General features: G+C 70.9%; 16 protein-coding genes. 12 read left to right on the top strand and 4 right to left on the bottom strand.

What is annotated here, in order from left to right; translation table 11 throughout:
* Positions 1 to 29: 29 nt before the first annotated feature.
* Positions 30 to 2,318: a polyribonucleotide nucleotidyltransferase gene (locus tag DEI83_RS07430; RefSeq protein ID WP_111081150.1), complete on the top strand. Its 2,289-nt coding sequence runs from the start codon at positions 30 to 32 to the stop codon at positions 2,316 to 2,318.
* 106 nt (positions 2,319 to 2,424) lie between these two features.
* Here DEI83_RS07430 and DEI83_RS07425 read toward each other — a convergent pair whose 3' ends face one another.
* Both DEI83_RS07425 and DEI83_RS07420 read right to left on the bottom strand, forming a co-directional pair.
* On the bottom strand, positions 2,425 to 2,952 hold the full coding sequence (locus DEI83_RS07425; protein WP_111081149.1) for a YbhB/YbcL family Raf kinase inhibitor-like protein: 528 nt from the start codon (positions 2,950 to 2,952) through the stop codon (positions 2,425 to 2,427).
* Between the two features lie 55 nt (positions 2,953 to 3,007).
* Positions 3,008 to 3,679, bottom strand: a complete 672-nt coding sequence (locus DEI83_RS07420; RefSeq protein ID WP_111081148.1) for a TetR/AcrR family transcriptional regulator — start codon at positions 3,677 to 3,679, stop codon at positions 3,008 to 3,010.
* Between the two features lie 248 nt (positions 3,680 to 3,927).
* On the opposite strand from DEI83_RS07420, the gene DEI83_RS07415 reads away from it, so the two are divergent.
* Positions 3,928 to 5,262 (top strand): pitrilysin family protein, encoded by a 1,335-nt coding sequence (locus DEI83_RS07415; RefSeq protein WP_111081147.1) that lies wholly within the window; start codon positions 3,928 to 3,930, stop codon positions 5,260 to 5,262.
* An 8-nt stretch (positions 5,263 to 5,270) separates the two neighbouring features.
* A complete protein-coding gene (locus DEI83_RS07410; RefSeq protein ID WP_111081146.1) occupies positions 5,271 to 5,873 on the top strand; it encodes a histidine phosphatase family protein in 603 nt (200 codons plus the stop codon).
* Between the two features lie 56 nt (positions 5,874 to 5,929).
* Here the strand turns inward: DEI83_RS07410 and DEI83_RS07405 are convergent, their stop codons facing one another.
* Entirely contained in the window at positions 5,930 to 6,421 is a 492-nt protein-coding gene (locus DEI83_RS07405; RefSeq protein WP_111081145.1) for a GNAT family N-acetyltransferase, read from the bottom strand.
* A 22-nt stretch (positions 6,422 to 6,443) separates the two neighbouring features.
* Between DEI83_RS07405 and DEI83_RS07400 the strand changes: the two genes are divergently transcribed.
* Together DEI83_RS07400 and DEI83_RS07395 are read left to right on the top strand one after the other, a co-directional pair.
* Positions 6,444 to 7,190: a 4-hydroxy-tetrahydrodipicolinate reductase gene (locus DEI83_RS07400; RefSeq protein WP_111081144.1), complete on the top strand. Its 747-nt coding sequence runs from the start codon at positions 6,444 to 6,446 to the stop codon at positions 7,188 to 7,190.
* Between the two features lie 48 nt (positions 7,191 to 7,238).
* Positions 7,239 to 7,646 (top strand): tetratricopeptide repeat protein, encoded by a 408-nt coding sequence (locus DEI83_RS07395; protein WP_111081311.1) that lies wholly within the window; start codon positions 7,239 to 7,241, stop codon positions 7,644 to 7,646.
* A 91-nt stretch (positions 7,647 to 7,737) separates the two neighbouring features.
* Here DEI83_RS07395 and DEI83_RS07390 read toward each other — a convergent pair whose 3' ends face one another.
* Positions 7,738 to 8,640 carry a TIGR01777 family oxidoreductase gene (locus DEI83_RS07390; protein WP_111081143.1) on the bottom strand — a complete coding sequence of 301 codons (903 nt, stop codon included), beginning with the start codon at positions 8,638 to 8,640 and terminating at the stop codon, positions 7,738 to 7,740.
* Positions 8,641 to 8,764: 124 nt separating this feature from the next.
* On the opposite strand from DEI83_RS07390, the gene DEI83_RS07385 reads away from it, so the two are divergent.
* The 7 genes from DEI83_RS07385 to DEI83_RS07355 all read left to right on the top strand — a co-directional run bounded on the left by DEI83_RS07385 (position 8,765) and on the right by DEI83_RS07355 (position 17,070).
* The gene (locus DEI83_RS07385) at positions 8,765 to 9,568 is read left to right on the top strand and encodes a thymidylate synthase (RefSeq protein WP_258371094.1); all 804 of its coding nucleotides are present in this window, start codon (positions 8,765 to 8,767) and stop codon (positions 9,566 to 9,568) included.
* On the top strand, positions 9,568 to 10,068 hold the full coding sequence (locus DEI83_RS07380; RefSeq protein WP_111081142.1) for a dihydrofolate reductase: 501 nt from the start codon (positions 9,568 to 9,570) through the stop codon (positions 10,066 to 10,068). The genes DEI83_RS07385 and DEI83_RS07380 overlap by 1 nt, the downstream gene beginning before the upstream one ends.
* A 103-nt stretch (positions 10,069 to 10,171) precedes the next feature.
* On the top strand, positions 10,172 to 11,149 hold the full coding sequence (gene dapA / locus DEI83_RS07375; protein WP_111081308.1) for a 4-hydroxy-tetrahydrodipicolinate synthase: 978 nt from the start codon (positions 10,172 to 10,174) through the stop codon (positions 11,147 to 11,149).
* 47 nt (positions 11,150 to 11,196) lie between these two features.
* Positions 11,197 to 12,873, top strand: a complete 1,677-nt coding sequence (locus DEI83_RS07370) for a ribonuclease J (RefSeq protein WP_111081141.1) — start codon at positions 11,197 to 11,199, stop codon at positions 12,871 to 12,873.
* 96 nt (positions 12,874 to 12,969) lie between these two features.
* Positions 12,970 to 15,936, top strand: a complete 2,967-nt coding sequence (locus DEI83_RS07365; protein ID WP_111081140.1) for a DNA translocase FtsK — start codon at positions 12,970 to 12,972, stop codon at positions 15,934 to 15,936.
* Positions 15,937 to 15,940: 4 nt separating this feature from the next.
* The gene (gene pgsA, locus DEI83_RS07360) at positions 15,941 to 16,573 is read left to right on the top strand and encodes a CDP-diacylglycerol--glycerol-3-phosphate 3-phosphatidyltransferase (RefSeq protein ID WP_111081139.1); all 633 of its coding nucleotides are present in this window, start codon (positions 15,941 to 15,943) and stop codon (positions 16,571 to 16,573) included.
* On the top strand, positions 16,570 to 17,070 hold the full coding sequence (locus DEI83_RS07355; protein WP_111081138.1) for a CinA family protein: 501 nt from the start codon (positions 16,570 to 16,572) through the stop codon (positions 17,068 to 17,070). Before pgsA ends, DEI83_RS07355 begins: the two co-directional genes overlap by 4 nt.
* The last annotated feature ends 82 nt before the right edge of the window (positions 17,071 to 17,152 follow it).

Below are 17,152 nucleotides of genomic sequence, written 5' to 3'. Positions count from 1 at the left end.
CTGCATCACACACGCAAGGAGGCATCCTCTTGGAGGGTCCCGAGATCAAGTTCGCCGAAGCGATCATCGACAACGGTCGCTTCGGCACCAGGACGGTCCGGTTCGAGACCGGTCGTCTCGCGCAGCAGGCACAGGGTGCCGTCGCCGCGTACCTGGACGAAGAGACCATGCTGCTGTCGGCCACCAGCGCCGGCAAGCACCCGCGCGAGGGCTTCGACTTCTTCCCCCTGACGGTCGACGTCGAGGAGCGCTCGTACGCCGCGGGCAAGATCCCCGGCTCGTTCTTCCGCCGCGAGGGCCGCCCCAGCACCGAGGCGATCCTCGTCTGCCGCCTCATCGACCGGCCGCTGCGCCCGTCGTTCGTCGACGGCCTCCGCAACGAGGTCCAGATCGTCATCACCGTCCTGAGCATCGCGCCGGACGAGTTCTACGACGCGCTCGCGATCAACGCGGCCTCCGCGTCGACGCAGATCTCCGGTCTGCCGTTCTCCGGCCCGATCGCCGGTGTGCGCCTCGCCCTCATCCCGGGTGCGAACGGCACCGACCAGTGGGTCGCGTTCCCGAAGGCCTCGCAGCTCGCCGACGCCGTCTTCGACCTCACCGTCGCCGGCCGTGTCGTCACCGACGAGGCGGGCAACGAGGACGTCGCGATCATGATGGTCGAGGCCGAGGCCACCGAGCACAGCTGGGACCTCATCGAGGGCGGTGCCACGAAGCCGGACGAGGCCGTCGTGGCGCAGGGCCTCGAAGCGGCCAAGCCGTTCCTCAAGGTGCTCGTCGAGGCGCAGGCGAAGATGGCCGCGCAGTCGGCCAAGGAGATCCAGGACTACCCGGTCTTCCCGCCGTACGCCGACGAGGTCTACGCCGCCGTCGAGTCCATCGCGCTCGAGGACCTCACGGGCGTCTACCAGATCGCCGGCAAGCTCGAGCGCCAGGACGCCGACGACGCCCTCAAGGCCCGCGTCAAGGCGGCCATCGCCGAGCAGGTCGCCGCGGGCACGCTGCCCGAGACCGCCAACGGCCAGGTCAGCGCCGCGTACAAGTCGGTCACGAAGAAGGTCGTCCGCGGCCGCATCCTGACCGAGCAGGTCCGCATGGACGGCCGCGGCCTCGCCGACATCCGTCCGCTCGACGCCGAGGTCGCCGTGATCCCGCGCGTCCACGGTTCCGCGATCTTCCAGCGCGGCGAGACCCAGATCCTGGGCGTCACCACGCTGAACATGCTCAAGATGGAGCAGCAGATCGACTCGCTGTCGCCCGTCACGAAGAAGCGCTACCTGCACCACTACAACTTCCCGCCCTACTCGACCGGTGAGACCGGCCGCGTCGGGTCGCCGAAGCGTCGCGAGATCGGGCACGGCTTCCTGGCCGAGCGCGCCCTCGTGCCGGTGCTGCCGTCGCGCGAGGAGTTCCCGTACGCCATCCGTCAGGTGTCCGAGGCCCTCGGCTCCAACGGTTCGACGTCGATGGGCTCCGTCTGCGCCTCGACCCTGTCGCTCCTCAACGCCGGTGTGCCCCTCAAGGCGCCGGTCGCGGGCATCGCGATGGGCCTCGTCTCCGACACCGTCGACGGTCAGACCCGCTACGCGGCGCTGACCGACATCCTCGGTGCCGAGGACGCCCTCGGTGACATGGACTTCAAGGTCGCCGGCACCGCGGACTTCGTCACCGCGATCCAGCTCGACACCAAGCTCGACGGCATCCCGTCGTCGGTCCTCGACGCCGCCCTCAAGCAGGCCAAGGAGGCCCGCTCGGCCATCCTCGGCGTGCTGACCGAGGCGATCGACGCCCCCGACGAGATGGCCGACACCGCCCCGCGCGTGATCTCGGTCACCATCCCGGTCGACAAGATCGGCGAGCTGATCGGCCCGAAGGGCAAGACGATCAACGGGATCCAGGACACCACCGGTGCCGACATCTCGATCGAGGACGACGGCACGGTCTACATCGGTGCCGTCGACGGTCCGTCGGCCGAGGCCGCCCGTGCCCAGGTCAACGCGATCGCGAACCCGACGAACCCGGAGATCGGGGACCAGTTCCTCGGCACCGTCGTGAAGATCGCCACCTTCGGCGCCTTCGTGTCGCTGCTGCCGGGCCGGGACGGTCTGCTGCACGTCTCCGAGGTGCGCAAGCTCGCCGGAGGCAAGCGCGTCGAGAACGTCGAGGACGTCCTGGGCGTCGGCCAGAAGATCCTGGTCGAGGTCACCAAGGTGGACGACCGCGGCAAGCTGTCGCTCGCCCCGGTCGTGGCCGACGAGGTGGACACCGAGGGTCGCGACGACCACGGCACCCACGCGGAGATGCCCGCCGAAGGCTGATCACCGATCGCCGGAACACCACGACGGCCGCTGTCCTGAAGGACGGCGGCCGTCGTCGTGTCGCGGGGCGGGCCTCCCGACGGTCCGTCGCCGGGCGGCGGCGTGGTCAGGAGGCGGGCGTCTCCTGGATGCCGACGAGCTGCGCGCGACCGAGCAGGTGTTCGCGGAGCATGAAGCCGACGACGGCCGGCGTCGCGTCGGCGGGGACCTCGAGCGTCGGGACGGCGAGCGCGCTCAGCGTGAAGAAGTAGCGGTGCGGGCCGTGGCCGGCAGGCGGGGCCGCACCGAGGAAGGTGTCCGTCCCGTACTCGTTGCGGCGACGGGTCGCGCCCTCGGGCAACAGCGTGTCGTCGGTGCCGGCGCCCTGCGGCAGGGACGTGACCGACGCGGGGATGTCCGAGACCGTCCAGTGCCAGAAGCCCGAGCCGGTGGGGGCGTCGGGGTCGTACACCGTGAGCACGAAGCTCTGCGTGCCCTCGGGTGCGCCGGACCACGTCAGCGCGGGGGAGCGGTCTTCGCCGCCGGCGTCGGTGCCGCGCGCCCATCCGGGCAGCTGTCCACCGTCGGTGAAGTCGGGGCTGGAGAGGGCGAAGGACGCCACGTCGGGCAGGTTCCAGTTGGGGTCGTTGGTCATGCTCCGAGCCAACACCCGCACGCCCCACGGACACCGGGAACGGTCGACCGGCCCCTCAGGCGGACAGGACCCGGTCCGCGACCCGGTTGAGCGCCGCGGTCGCCGCGATCGCGTCACCGGCGTAGGCGCCGGACATCGCACCGTCGCGGGCGAGCATGAGCTCGTCGGCACCGTCCCCGGCGAGCGGGTGTCCGGCGGCCTGCAGCAGGTCGCCGAGTCGTTCGGTGTACCAGTCGCGGTGCATCGCGACGACCTCGCGCACCGGGTCACGCGGGTCGTGGTACTCGGCGGCGGCGTTGAGGAACGCGCAACCGCGGAAGCCAGAGCGGTTCACGTCGGCAGCGAGGGCGTCGACCCAGGCGCGGACGGCCGACTCGGGGGTGTCCGCGTCGGCGACGACGGACTCCATCCAGGCCTGCACGCGCGTGTGCTGCTCACGCACGTAGGCGAGGATCAGGTTGTCCTTCGAGCCGTAGTGCTTGTAGAACGTCGCCTTCGTGACGCTCGCCTCGGAGATGAGACGGTCGACGCCGACGCCGTGGATGCCCTCTTCGTAGAACAGACGGGTCGCCGTCTCGAGGATGCGGACCTTCGCGCCGCCGGAGCGGGGAGCCGGGGGGACGCTCGACCCGTCCGGCGACGCGAGGTTCTGGTTGCTCGAGACCGGTCCTTGCAGACGCTGGCCCAGGAGACGCTGGACGGTCGGTTGGGGGGAATCGACCGTCACAGCGTGGCTCTCCTTGGGTCATCGGCTCCGCGGCGGAGTGGGGGGACTCGTTGCCGCGCAGGACTGATGTCCCGAGCCACCGGATCGAGATCTAGGGGGGCTCCCGATCCGGTGACATCACTGTAGCACAAGGAGGACAGACAGACGAGTCCGTCTGTCCTTCTTTTTTGTACCCCTGTTCGAGTGACTTCCCCACACGGGCGGGAAACTGGGCGGTGCACCCGACGGCTTTCAGTAGAGTCATCACGATGAACCGCCCAGTGCCGCTGCCGCTCGAGGCTCCGGAAACGTCCTTCGTGACGTCCGGTGGAGCCCTCGTCCGGCGCACCGTTCTCGCCTCGGGCGTCCGTGTGCTCACCGAGTCCGTCCCGTCCGTCCACTCCACGAGCATCGGGTACTGGGTGGGAGTCGGCTCTCGAGACGAGCGCGCCGGGCAGTACGGTTCCACGCACTTCCTCGAGCACCTCCTCTTCAAGGGCACCGCGAACCGCAGCGCGCTCGACATCGCGGTGGCGTTCGACTCCGTCGGTGGCGAGCACAACGCCGCGACCGCGAAGGAGTACACCTGCTACTACGCCCGCGTCCGGGACACCGACGTCCCGATGGCGGTGGGCGTCATCGGCGACATGGTGACGAACTCGACACTCGACCCCGCGGCCTTCGACGTCGAGCGCGGCGTCATCCTCGAAGAACTCGCGATGGCTGCGGACGACCCGGCCGACGTCGCCGGAGAGGCGTTCTTCGCCGCGACCTTCGACGGACACGCCCTCGGCCGACCGATCGGTGGAACCCCGGAGTCGATCCGCGAGGTCCAGCGCGACGAGGTGATGGCGCACTACGCCGAGCACTACGAGCCGAACGGCATCGTCGTGACCGCCGCCGGCGCCGTCGACCACGACCACTTCTGTGCGCTCGTGGAGTCCGTCTTCGCCGACGCCGCGGCAGCCGCGCCGCTCGGACGGCGCACCGCGCAACCCGTGGCGGACCCGGTGCAGTCCTCGGTGCGGGTCGTGCACCGCCCCACCGAGCAGGTCAGCATGCTCCGCGGATCCCAGGGTCTCGACCTCCGCGACGACCGCCGCCCGGTGCTCAGTGTCCTCAACGCCGTGCTCGGCGGCGGGATGAGTTCACGGCTCTTCCAGGAGGTCCGTGAGCGCCGCGGACTGGCCTACGCGGTCTCGTCCTTCGCGCCCGCCTACCTCGACAACGGTGCCTTCGGAGTCTACGCCGGCTGCGCTCCGGACAACGTCACCGGCGTCGTCGAGATCATCGACGGCGAGTTCCGCCGCATGGTCGACGACGGCATCACCGAGGACGAGCTCCGCCGTGCCAAGGGCCAGATCGAAGGCGCGCTGACCCTCTCGCTCGAGGACTCCGACGCGCGGATGACCCGCCTCGGCCGCGCCGAGCTCGGCACCGGTGAGTTCACCGACCTCGCAACCGCCCTGGAGCGCGTCGACCGCGTCACCGCCGCCGACGTGCTCGACCTGTCCCGCGACCTCCTGACCCGGCCGACGGTGACCGCCGTCGTCGGCGACGTGCAGCGCGACCGTCTGGCGGCCGCACTCGGGATCGACGGTTGACCTCCACGATGTCGCACTACCTCTACCTCGTCCGGCACGGTGAACACCAGGACGCCGAGCACGGTCTGCGGGACGGCAAGCTCTCGGAACGCGGCAAGCGGCAGGCAATGCTCATCGCGGACCGACTGGGTGGCGTGCCCTTCGACGGCGTCTGGCACTCCCCGCTCGACGCCCCGAGCGAGACCGCGTCCTTCCTGCAGCAGCGGCTGCCGGCCATCCAGCCGGAGCCGTCCACCCTCTTGTTCGACTGCATCCCGTCCGGACCGACGCCCGACATGCCGCACGCCTACAAGGGCTGGTACGGCGGTGTCACCGAGGAGGAGATCGCCGCCGGGCAGGCGCAGATGGGCGACGCGGTCGCCGAGTGGTTCACCCCCGCCATGGAGGACCGGCACGACCTCCTCATCACGCACAACGCCGTGATCGGCTGGTTCGTGCGCGAGGTCTTCCAGGCCCCGGAGTGGCGCTGGATGGGCACGAACGTCGCGCACGGGTCGCTCACGATCGTCCGCATCCGTTCGGCGAAGCCCGCCGAGCTCGTCACACTCAACGACCTGGCGCACCTGCCGGTGGAGCTCCGCACCGGACTGCCCGTCCCGCAGCCGCTCTGACGCGACGCCGGCCGCCCGTCCCGTGGACGATCCCGGACGGGAGGCTGCCGGCCGTGTCAGCGCACCGGCTTGCGGTACCAGGCGGTCGCGTTGGGGTTCTCGTTGAACGCCGCCACCCGCTCGTAGCCGCGACCGCGGTACATCGCCCCCGCTGCGACGAGCGAGTCGTTGGTGTCGAGGACGACGCCGGTCGCCCCGAACTCCACCGCGGCGGCTTCGAGCACGTCCATGACGGCGGTCGCGACCCCGCGGCCCCGGCCCTCCGGCGCGACGAACACGTGCTTCACCTCGAAGCGCACGTCGCCGTCGGCGTCCGGGATGCGCCGGAGCCCACCACAGCCCACCGCGGTGTCACCGTCGAACGCGACCACGAACACCCCGTTCGGCGGGACGAACTCGGCGGCCGGGGTGCGCTTGCGTGCGTAGCTGCCCTGCGCGCTCGGGAACGTCGCCTCGCGTTCGTCGAGGTACCGGTCGAGCAGGTCGTCGACCTCGGGGAGGTCGGCGGGGACGACGCGGACGCTGACCTGACTGCGATCCTCGGGCATGCTCCGATCCTAGGATGGGGGCATGGTCACTCCCGTCGCCGTCGTCGGCGCCTCCGGTCGGCTCGGGGGTCTCGTGGCCTCCGTCGTCGAGGAACTCCACGACTTCGAACTCGTCGCACGGTTGTCCTCGCGGGACAGCGCACACGACGCCCCCGGGTCGGTCTTCGCGGGCGCCCGGATCGTCGTCGACGTCACCGTCCCGGCTCTGAGTCCCGCGATCGTCGAGAACGCCCTGGCCACGGGCGCGAACGTGCTGGTGGGCACCTCCGGCTGGTCGGGGGAGCGGCTCGGCAGGCTGCGGACGTCACTCGCCGACCGGCCCGAGCAGGGCGCCTTCGTCGTGCCGAACTTCTCGATCGGGTCGGTGATCGGCACGCACCTGGCGACGATCGCCGCACCCTGGTTCCCCTCGGTCGAGATCGTCGAGAGCCACCACGCGGGCAAGATCGACTCGCCGTCGGGCACCGCGGTCCGCACGGCCGAGCTCATCGCCGAGGCCCGGCGGGACGTCGGCCCGGTCGAGGCGCCACACGTCGACCAGCGCGCCCGCGGACAGCAGGTCGCGAGCGTGCCGGTCCACTCGCTCCGGCTGCCCGGGGTGAAGGCCGTGCAGGACGTCGTGCTGAGCGGCCCCGGCGAGACCCTGACCATCCGGCACGACACCGGGGACGACGCGGCGTACCTGCCCGGCATCCGTGCCGCACTGCAGGCCGTCGGTCCGATGCGCGGGTTGACGGTCGGACTCGGCTCCGTGCTCGGCATCGGCTAGGAGACGCTCGTGCGAGGCCTGCGGTCACCGCTCTGGGGCGTGCTGCTCATGACCGTCCTGCTCGTGGTCTACATCGTGCTCGTCGGGCAGCGGGCGGTGGCGTTCGTCGCGACGGGCATCCCGGTCGGGATCGGCATCGGCGTCGCGCTCATCGTCGTCGCCGTGGTCGGGGCGCTGCTCCTCGTGCTGGAGCTCCGCTTCGGGGTGCGCATCACCCGCCTCGGCGCCCGGCTCGAACGCGACGGCGGAGTGCCGGACGACGTGGTCCCCGTCCGCCCGTCCGGACGTCCGGACCGCAGCGCCGCCGACGACCTGTTCCCGCGCTACCGGGCAGCGGTCGAGGCCGACCCGTCCGACTGGCGCGCCTGGTACCGCCTCGGGGTCGTCTACGACGCGGCGGGGGACCGGAAGCGCGCCCGCGCGGCCATGCGCACCGCCCTGACGCACGCGCCCTGACGCACGCGCGCTGACGCAGCGCGCTGACGCGGGTCCGTCGACGCGGGTCCGTCGACGCAGGCGCCTTGGCGCAGGTCCGTCGCCGCGACGCTCAGAACGCGGCGTCGACGGCGTCCTCGGCCCGCGTGTACCGGAAGGTGTAGCCGGACCCCAGCAGCTTGGTCGGGACCAACCGCTGGTTGGACAAGAGCATCTCGTCCGCCGCGTCCCGGAGCAGCGTGCGGAGGGCGAACGCCGGCACGCGGAACAGGTACGGGCGGTGCAGGGCCTCGGCGACGCGCTTGGTGATGCGGTCCGCCACCGCCGGTTCCGGACCGGCCAGGTTGACCGGGCCGGAGACGTCCTCGGCGGTGACCAGGTGCACGATCGCGCCGACCTCGTCCTCGAGGGCGATCCAGGGCCACCACTGACCGCCCGTGCCGAGGCGGCCGCTCAGGCCGGCCTTCGTGAGCGGGACGAGCGGGGCGAGGGCCCCGCCGCCCTGCCCGACCACGATGCCGGTCCGCAGGAGCACGACGCGGACGCCCTCCGGTGCGCGGGTCGCAGCGGCCTCCCACGCGGTGCAGACGTCGGCGAGGAACCCGCTGCCACTCGTCGCGTCGTCCTCCAGCACGTCGGCCGGCCGGTCGCCGTACACGCCCGACGCCGAGCCGGACAGGAAGGCGCGGGGCGGTGTCGTCGCGGCGTGCATCGCCTCGACCAGGGTCGTGGTGGCGTCGATGCGGGACGACAGGATCTCGCGACGGTACGCGTCCGTCCAGGGCAACTTGCCGAGGTTGGCCCCCGAGAGGTTGACGACGACGTCGGCGCCGTCCAGGACGGTCGGGTCGAGCGGCCGCTCGCCCGGCGACCACCGGAACTCGGTCGGCGTCCGCGGTTCGCGGCGCACCAGCGTCGAGACGTGGTGTCCGGCGTCGCGGAGGGCGCGGACCAGCGGGGTGCCGATGAAGCCGGACGCGCCGGCCACCAGGATCGAGAGCGGCTGTGACATCATATCGCCACGGTACTCAGCCAGCTGCCGGGGGCCCGGTGCGACCCCGTACCCCGGCTCGCGGGCGCGGACCACGTCCGGAACGGACGCCCCCGTGATGTCCCTGCGGTCGCTTAGGCTCGTCGACGTGACCGAGAACCCCACGCCGTACGAAGACCTGCTGCGCCGAGTGCTCGAGGAGGGCTCCCCGAAGGGCGACCGGACCGGCACCGGGACCCGCAGCCTGTTCGGTGCCCAGCTGCGCTACGACCTGTCGCAGGGCTTCCCGCTCGTCACCACGAAGCGCGTGCACATGAAGTCGATCGCGTACGAGCTGCTCTGGTTCCTCCGCGGCGACTCGAACGTCGGTTGGCTGCAGGAGCACGGCGTCCGGATCTGGAACGAGTGGGCCGGCGAGGACGGCGACCTCGGACCGGTCTACGGCGTGCAGTGGCGATCCTGGCCGACCCCGTCCGGCGAACACGTCGACCAGGTCGCCCAGGTCATCGAGCAGATCCGCTCGGACCCCGACTCGCGTCGGCTCATCGTGTCGGCATGGAACGTGGCGGACATCCCGAGCATGGCGCTCGCCCCGTGCCACGCGTTCTTCCAGTTCTACGTCAACGACGGCAAGCTCTCGTGCCAGCTGTACCAGCGGAGCGCGGACATGTTCCTCGGTGTCCCGTTCAACATCGCCTCGTACGCGCTGCTGACGCACATGGTCGCGGCCCAGACCGGGCTCGAGGTCGGCGACTTCATCTGGACCGGCGGCGACTGCCACATCTACGACAACCACGTCGAGCAGGTGCAGGAGCAGCTGTCCCGGACGGCGTTCCCACTGCCGACGCTCGAGCTCGCCCCCCGCGACTCGATCGACGACTACGAGTACGAGGACATCACCGTCGTCGGTTACGAGCACCACCCGGCGATCTCCGGCAAGGTCGCGGTCTGATGGAGTCCCACGGCACCGGTGTCGGCATGGTGTGGGCCCGCACGGTGTCGGGGGTGATCGGTGCGGACGGGAGCATCCCCTGGCACGTGCCGGAGGACCTCGCGCACTTCCGGCAGGTCACGGGTGACGGCGTCGTGGTGATGGGCCGTCGCACGTGGGACTCGCTGCCCGAACGGTTCCGGCCGCTGCCGGGCCGGCGGAACGTGGTGCTCACCCGTGACCACACCTGGTCCGCGGCCGGTGCCGAGGTCGTCCACGACCTCGCGACCGCACTCGACACCGACGAGCCCGTCTGGGTGATCGGTGGCGGTGCGGTCTACGCCGACGCCGTGGCCTTCGCCGACCGCGTCTCCGAGACCGTCGTCGACGTCGAGGTCGACGGGGACACGGTCGCGCCGACCCTCGGCGACGACTGGACCCTCGTCGACGAGGGGCCCTGGCAGGAGTCCCGCGTCGACGGCACCCGCTACCGCTTCCTCGAGTGGCGGCGCGGCGCCTGAACCCGCGCTCCCGCGCCGCCCGCCGGAGGTGATCCGAGCCTCCCGGCCGCCACCGTCCGGGCGGACGGCGGTGCTCGCGCGCATCCCCGGTACGCTGGACCCCGTGTCCACGCGTGAGAATCCCTTCGGTCAGGTCCTCGTCGCGCTCGTGACCCCGTTCACCGCCGACGGCGAGGTGGACTGGCCGGGCGTCGAACAGCACATCGACGACTGCATCACCGCCGGTGCCGACGGCATCGTCGTGACCGGGACGACCGGTGAGACGAGCACGCTCACCGACCCCGAGAAGCTCCGCCTGGTCGAGGTCGGCAAGTCCGTCGCCGCCGGACGCGCGAAGATCATCACGGGCGGTGGCTCGAACGAGACCGCGCACGCGATCCACCTGTACAAGCAGAGCGAGCGGGCCGGCGCCGACGGGGTGATGATCGTGACGCCGTACTACAACAAGCCGACGCAGGCCGGCGTCCTGACGCACTTCCGGATGATCGCCGACGCGACCGACCTGCCGGTCATCCTCTACGACATCCCGGGCCGCACCGGCATCCCGATCACGTACGACACGATCCTCCGAGCCTCGAAGCACCCCAACATCCTCGCCGTGAAGGACGCCAAGGGCGACTTCGCCGAGGTCTCCCGCGTGCTCAACAACACCGACCTCATGTACTTCTCGGGTGACGACACGAACGTGCTCCCGCACCTGTCGATCGGTGCCACCGGGCTCATCGGCGTCACCGCCAACATCACCAGCGCGCCGTACCGGACCATCGTCGACGCCGTGAACCGTGGTGACCTGGCGACCGCGACCGCCGAGCACAAGCGGCTCGAGCCCCTCGTCCGCGCGATCATGACCCACGTGCCCGGCACCGTCGCCGCCAAGTACGTGCTGCACGGCCTCGGCCGGATCGGCAGCCCGCGTGTCCGCCTGCCCCTCGTCGGGCCCGAGGACTCCGAGGCGTACGCCATCGAGACCTCGCTCGAAGCCGTCCAGGGCGTCCCGGGCGCCGACTTCTCCAACTTCCGCCCCGACCGCAACGCCGCGGCCGGAGGCGCTCTACCGAAGGTGCCAGGCACCACCCGTTGACAGGACGCGGCGCACCACGGTGCGCCGCCGGAAGCAGCAAGGACCGAATGCCCACACAGATCTCCACACCCCAGCCGCTCGAACCCGGAACACTCCGAGTCATCCCCGTCGGGGGACTCGGCGAGATCGGTCGCAACATGACCGTCTACGAGTTCGAGGGCAAGATCCTCATCGTCGACGCCGGGGTGCTCTTCCCCGAGGAGCACCAGCCCGGTGTCGACCTGATCCTGCCGGACTTCGCGCCGATCCGGGACCGCCTGGACGACGTCCTCGGTGTCGTGCTCACGCACGGCCACGAGGACCACATCGGCGCCGTCCCGTACCTGCTGAAGCTCCGCGGTGACATCCCGCTGATCGGCTCCACGCTGACCCTCGCGCTCGTCGAGGCGAAGCTCAAGGAACACCGGATCAAGCCCTACACGTTGAACGTGGCCGAGGACCAGACCGAGCAGATCGGCCCGTTCCACCTCGAGTTCGTCGCCGTGAACCACTCGATCCCGGACGCTCTCGCCGTCGCCATCACGACGCCGGCCGGCCGCGTGCTGCACACCGGTGACTTCAAGATGGACCAGCTGCCGCTCGACGACCGGATCACGGACCTCCGTGCGTTCGCGCGTCTCGGCGAGCAGGGCGTCGACCTGTTCCTGCCGGACTCGACCAACGCCGACGTGCCGGGCTTCACCGCTCCGGAGCGCGACATCGGACCGGTCCTCGAGAACATCATCACGCGCGCCCGCAAGAAGGTCGTCGTGGCGAGCTTCTCGTCGCACGTGCACCGCGTCCAGCAGGTCCTCGACGCCGCCGCCGCCGCGGACCGCAAGGTCGCGTTCATGGGCCGGTCGATGATCCGCAACATGACGATCGCCGCCGAGCTCGGGTACCTGCGGGTGCCGGAGAACGTGCTCATCGACACGAAGAAGGCGAAGAACGTCCCCGACGACCAGATCGTCTACATGTCGACGGGGTCACAGGGCGAGCCGATGGCGGTCCTGGCGCGCATGGCGAACCTCGAGCACCAGATCGAGATCGGCGAGGGCGACACCGTCATCCTCGCCTCGTCGCTGATCCCGGGCAACGAGAACGCCGTCTACCGGGTCATCGACGGCCTGACGAAGCTCGGCGCGAAGGTCGTGCACAAGGGCAACGCCAAGGTGCACGTCTCCGGACACGCCTCCGCCGGCGAACTGCTCTACTGCTACAACATCCTGCGTCCGCGCAACGTCATGCCCGTGCATGGCGAGCACCGCCACCTGTTCGCGAACGCCGACCTGGCGATCCAGACGGGTGTCCCGCCGCGCAACGTCATCCTCGGCGAGGACGGCACCGTCGTCGACCTCAAGGACGGCCAGGTCACCGTCGCCGGGCAGCTCGACATCGCGTACGTCTACGTCGACGGCTCCACGGTCGGCGAGATCACGGACGCCGACCTCAAGGACCGCCGGGTCCTCGCCGAAGAGGGCTTCATCACCGTCTTCTGCGCGGTCGACTTCACCACGGGGCAGTGCGTCATCGGCCCGGAGATCCAGTCGCGGGGCTTCGCCGAGGACGACTCGGTCTTCGACGAGGTCCGGCCGCAGATCGCCAAGGCCCTGGCCGACGCCGCCGGCAACGGCACGCGCGACGCGCACGCGTTCAGCCAGGTCGTCCGCCGCACCGTGGGTCGCTGGGTGAACACGAAGCACCGCCGACGTCCGATGATCGTCCCGGTGGTCATCGAGGCGTAGGTCCCGTCACACGGCCAGGAGGCCCGTCGCACGTCCACCACGGACGCTGCGGCGGGCCTCGCGTCGTTCGTCGCCCGCTGGCGTTAGGGTCTCCCCATGGCCGGAGGCACCAAGTCGACCACGCGCTCGCGCGCGTCCTCGTCGTCGACCCGTGGAGGCGGGTCGCGCGGGACGTCGCGCACCCAGGCCACGACGAAGAAACTGCCACAGGCGGCGCCGACACCGGTGTTCCGCGAGCAGAACCCGCTGGTCACCGCGTGGCTGGGCATGGCGCACGGCGTCGGCGCCGGCTTCCGGTTGCTCGGCAAGGAGTCGCTCGAGAAGGACCAGCGTCGGGACGGGTTCCCGTTCCTGCTGTTCGTCCTCGCGGTGGTCGGGGCCGTCGTGGAGTGGCTCAACCCCACCAACCCGGTCTCCGTCGCGCTCGACGCGTACACGTTCGGCGGCCTGTTCGGGCGTCTGGCTTTCGCGCTGCCGGTGATCATGGTCGTCTTCGCGGGCTGGCTCTTCCGGCACCCGGCGTCCGTGCACGACAACACCCGGATCGGCATCGGCCTCGGTCTGATGGTGGTGTCGATCGCCTCGCTCTGCCACGTGTTCGGTGGCCAGCCGAACGCGTCGGACGGCATGCCGGCCCTGGCCGCGGCCGGGGGCGTGCTCGGCTGGGTCGTCATCGGCTGGCTCGTCGCCGTCGCCACGACGTGGGTCGCGGTCCCGGTGGCGATCGTGCTGCTGGCGCTCTCGCTCTTCATCATCACGAAGACGCCGCCGAACAAGCTCGGCCGACGTCTGCACGAGCTGTACGCGTACCTGTTCGGTGCGCCCGGTCCCGCCGCCGAGGCGCCGGTCGCCGAGGACGAGGCAGCGCCCTCGACGAAGCCGGCCCGCAAGCGCGGTGCGAAGGGGCAGTCGCAGGACTTCCCGCTGTTCGAGGACCTCGGGTTCGACGAGGACGGCGCTCCCGCCGGCGAGGACGCCGACGAGCACCTGCCGTGGTGGCGTCGCAACAAGTCCGGGCGGGAAGAGGACCCGGCGTACGACAGCCCCGTCATCCCGCCGACCGGTACCGGGGTCGCTCCGGCCGCTGCTGCCGCCGCACCTGCCACCGGCGCTGCCGGCGGCCTGCGCGACCTGACGCCGGCCGAGCCCGTGTCGGTCAACCTCAACGACTCACTCGAGCAGGACGTCGCCGACGACCTGGACCGGGCGGAGCAGGCGCTGCGTGACTTCGGGTCGCCCGCACCGTCGTCCCCGACCGAGGCGTTCCGTCCCGACCGCGACGTCGCGGCGGCCGTCGCCACGGGCCTCGCGACCGGTCCCGCGCCGGAGGCTCCCTCCGTCCCCGTCGTGTCGGCGGAGTCGGACCTCGGCGACGTCGGCGTCGACGACGAGCCCGACGGGCTCCCGCCCGTCGCGGCGGAGGAGGACCCGGCGCACCCCTACCGCCTGCCGGCGGCGACGACGCTCAGCGCCGGCACACCGTCCGTGGCGCGCAGCCAGGCCAACGACGAGATCGTCGCGGCGATCACCGGCGTGCTCACGGAGTTCAAGGTGGACGCGAAGGTCACCGGCTTCTCGCGCGGGCCGACGGTGACCCGGTACGAGATCGAGCTCGGCCCCGGTGTCAAGGTCGAGCGGGTCACGGCGCTGTCGAAGAACCTGTCGTACGCGGTCGCCTCGAACGAGGTCCGGATCCTCTCGCCGATCCCGGGCAAGAGCGCGATCGGCGTCGAGATCCCGAACACCGACCGCGAGATCGTGTCCCTCGGCGACGTGCTGCGCTCGAGCGCCGCCACGAAGTCGAAGCACCCGATGACCATCGGTGTCGGCAAGGACGTCGAGGGCGGGTTCGTCGTCGCGAACCTCGCGAAGATGCCGCACCTGCTCGTCGCGGGCTCCACCGGCTCCGGCAAGTCGGTGTTCATCAACTCGATGATCACCTCGCTGCTCATGCGCGCGAAGCCGTCCGAGGTCCGCATGGTCCTGGTCGACCCGAAGCGCGTGGAGCTGTCCATCTACGCGGGCGTCCCGCACCTCATCACCCCCATCATCACGAACCCGAAGAAGGCGGCCGAAGCGCTGCAGTGGGTCGTGAAGGAGATGGACATGCGGTACGACGACCTGGCGTCCTTCGGCTTCCGGCACGTCGACGACTTCAACAAGGCCGTCCAGAACGAGGAGATCGTGCTGCCGGCCGGCAGTGAGCGGAAGCTCAAGCCGTACCCGTACCTGCTCGTCGTCGTGGACGAGCTCGCCGACCTCATGCTCGTCGCCCCACGCGACGTCGAGGAGTCGATCGTCCGCATCACCCAGCTCGCCCGCGCCGCCGGCATCCACCTGGTGCTCGCGACGCAGCGTCCGTCGGTGGACGTCATCACCGGGCTCATCAAGGCGAACGTGCCGTCGCGCATCGCGTTCGCCGTCACGAGCGTCACGGACTCCCGCGTCATCCTCGACCAGCCCGGTGCCGACAAGCTCATCGGCCAGGGTGACGGACTGTTCCTGCCGATGGGGTCGTCGAAGGCCGTCCGCGTGCAGGGCGCGTGGGTGCAGGAGACCGAGGTCGCCGAGGTCGTCCAGCACGTCACCCGGCAGGCCCAGCCCGAGTACCGGCAGGACGTCGCCGCCGTGGTCGAGCGCAAGGATATCGACGCGGACATCGGCGACGACCTCGAACTGCTGCTCGCGGCGGTCGAGCAGGTCGTCTCGACGCAGTTCGGTTCGACGTCCATGCTGCAGCGCAAGCTCCGGGTGGGCTTCGCCAAGGCCGGGCGTCTCATGGACCTCATGGAGTCCCGCGACATCGTGGGGCCGTCCGAGGGTTCCAAGGCCCGCGACGTGCTCGTCACCGGGGACCAGCTGCCGGCGGTGCTCGCGAAGCTGCGTGGTGAGGAACCCCCGGCGGCGCCCGCCGCTCCCGCTGCGCCAGCCGCGGCTGCGCCGTCCGGCGACGGCTCCGACGACCGCTACGGAGACGACCCGGTGGCCGGCATGACGCGCGGGTACGATGAGGTGGAGGGCGACACCGACGAGGACGCCTGGGGCCTGACGGGCAGGGAGTGAGACCATGACCGCCTCCGACGGCACGACCAATCGATTCCCGTGGCGCGGCCGGATCCTCCGCAAGGGGCCCGGTCCGGCATCGACCGCGAACGTCGCCAACATCATCACCGTGGTGCGCATCCTCATGGCGCCGCTGTTCTTCATCCTGCTCCTGGCGGACGCCGGTGCCGACGGGCCGGTGCGCCTCTGGGCGGCCGTGCTGTTCGTCGTGGCGATCGTCACCGACAGTGCGGACGGCATCATCGCCCGGCGCCAGAACCTGGTCACGGACTTCGGGAAGCTCGTCGACCCGATCGCCGACAAGGTCCTCATCGGCGGCGCACTCGTTGCCCTGTCGATCCTCGGTGAACTGCCCTGGTACGTGACCGTGCTCATCATGGTCCGCGAGATCGGGATCACCGTCTTCCGGTTCGCCGTGCTGTCGGACCGGGTGATCCCGGCCAGCCGCGGCGGCAAGGTCAAGACCGTGTTGCAGGCCGTCGCGATCACCCTCGCGTTGTTCCCGTGGTGGCACCTGGTCGGTGACCTCGCCCACTGGGTGAACGGCATCACCATGACCGCGGCCGTCGTCGCGACGGTGGCGAGCGGCATCGACTACCTCGTGCAGGCGTGGAAGCACAACCGGACCACTGCGTGACCGCGCCCGTCGGAGCCGCGGCTGCCGTCGTGGGCGAGCTGACCGCGCGCGGTGAGACGGTCGCCGTCGCGGAGTCCCTGACCGGGGGGCTCGTCGTCGCCGAACTCGTCGGGGTGCCCGGTGCGAGTGCCGTGGTCCGTGGTGGTGTCGTGGCCTACGCGACCCCGGTGAAGGCGACGGTCCTCGGCGTCGACGCCGACCTGCTCGCCACACGTGGAGCCGTCGACCCGGAGGTGGCCCGGCAGATGGCAGCCGGTGTCCGGATGGCGCTGACCGTCGACGGCGTCCCGGCCACGTGGGGGATCAGCACGACGGGGGTCGCCGGCCCTGACCCGCAGGACGGCCAGCCCGTCGGCACCGTGTTCATCGGGATCGCGACGGGGACCGGCAGCGAGGCGGTCGAACTCCACCTGGACGGGGACCGCGGAGCAATCCGAGCGGCGGTCGTCTCCGAACTCCTGGCACGACTGCGATCCAGGCTCCGGAGCGTGGAATAGGCGGCGTGACCGCCAGGTTACATCTCACGCAATCTCCAGCAGGACGGCAGCCGTACTGGCTAACATGCTGCAACCGGCAACG

It is taken from the genome of Curtobacterium sp. MCBD17_021, from assembly GCF_003234525.1.
GTDB lineage: Bacteria > Actinomycetota > Actinomycetes > Actinomycetales > Microbacteriaceae > Curtobacterium.
This window is presented reverse-complemented; position numbering and strand designations above follow the sequence as displayed.

Coding starts and splice junctions, on each gene's coding strand:
- DEI83_RS07425 (WP_111081149.1), bottom strand. CDS start 2,952: ATGACCAACGACCCCAACTGGAACCTGCCCGACGTGGCGTCCTTCGCC.
- DEI83_RS07380 (WP_111081142.1), top strand. CDS start 9,568: ATGGAGTCCCACGGCACCGGTGTCGGCATGGTGTGGGCCCGCACGGTG.
- DEI83_RS07395 (WP_111081311.1), top strand. CDS start 7,239: ATGACCGTCCTGCTCGTGGTCTACATCGTGCTCGTCGGGCAGCGGGCG.
- pgsA (WP_111081139.1), top strand. CDS start 15,941: ATGACCGCCTCCGACGGCACGACCAATCGATTCCCGTGGCGCGGCCGG.
- DEI83_RS07365 (WP_111081140.1), top strand. CDS start 12,970: ATGGCCGGAGGCACCAAGTCGACCACGCGCTCGCGCGCGTCCTCGTCG.
- DEI83_RS07370 (WP_111081141.1), top strand. CDS start 11,197: ATGCCCACACAGATCTCCACACCCCAGCCGCTCGAACCCGGAACACTC.
- DEI83_RS07400 (WP_111081144.1), top strand. CDS start 6,444: ATGGTCACTCCCGTCGCCGTCGTCGGCGCCTCCGGTCGGCTCGGGGGT.
- DEI83_RS07415 (WP_111081147.1), top strand. CDS start 3,928: ATGAACCGCCCAGTGCCGCTGCCGCTCGAGGCTCCGGAAACGTCCTTC.
- DEI83_RS07410 (WP_111081146.1), top strand. CDS start 5,271: ATGTCGCACTACCTCTACCTCGTCCGGCACGGTGAACACCAGGACGCC.
- DEI83_RS07390 (WP_111081143.1), bottom strand. CDS start 8,640: ATGATGTCACAGCCGCTCTCGATCCTGGTGGCCGGCGCGTCCGGCTTC.
- DEI83_RS07405 (WP_111081145.1), bottom strand. CDS start 6,421: ATGCCCGAGGATCGCAGTCAGGTCAGCGTCCGCGTCGTCCCCGCCGAC.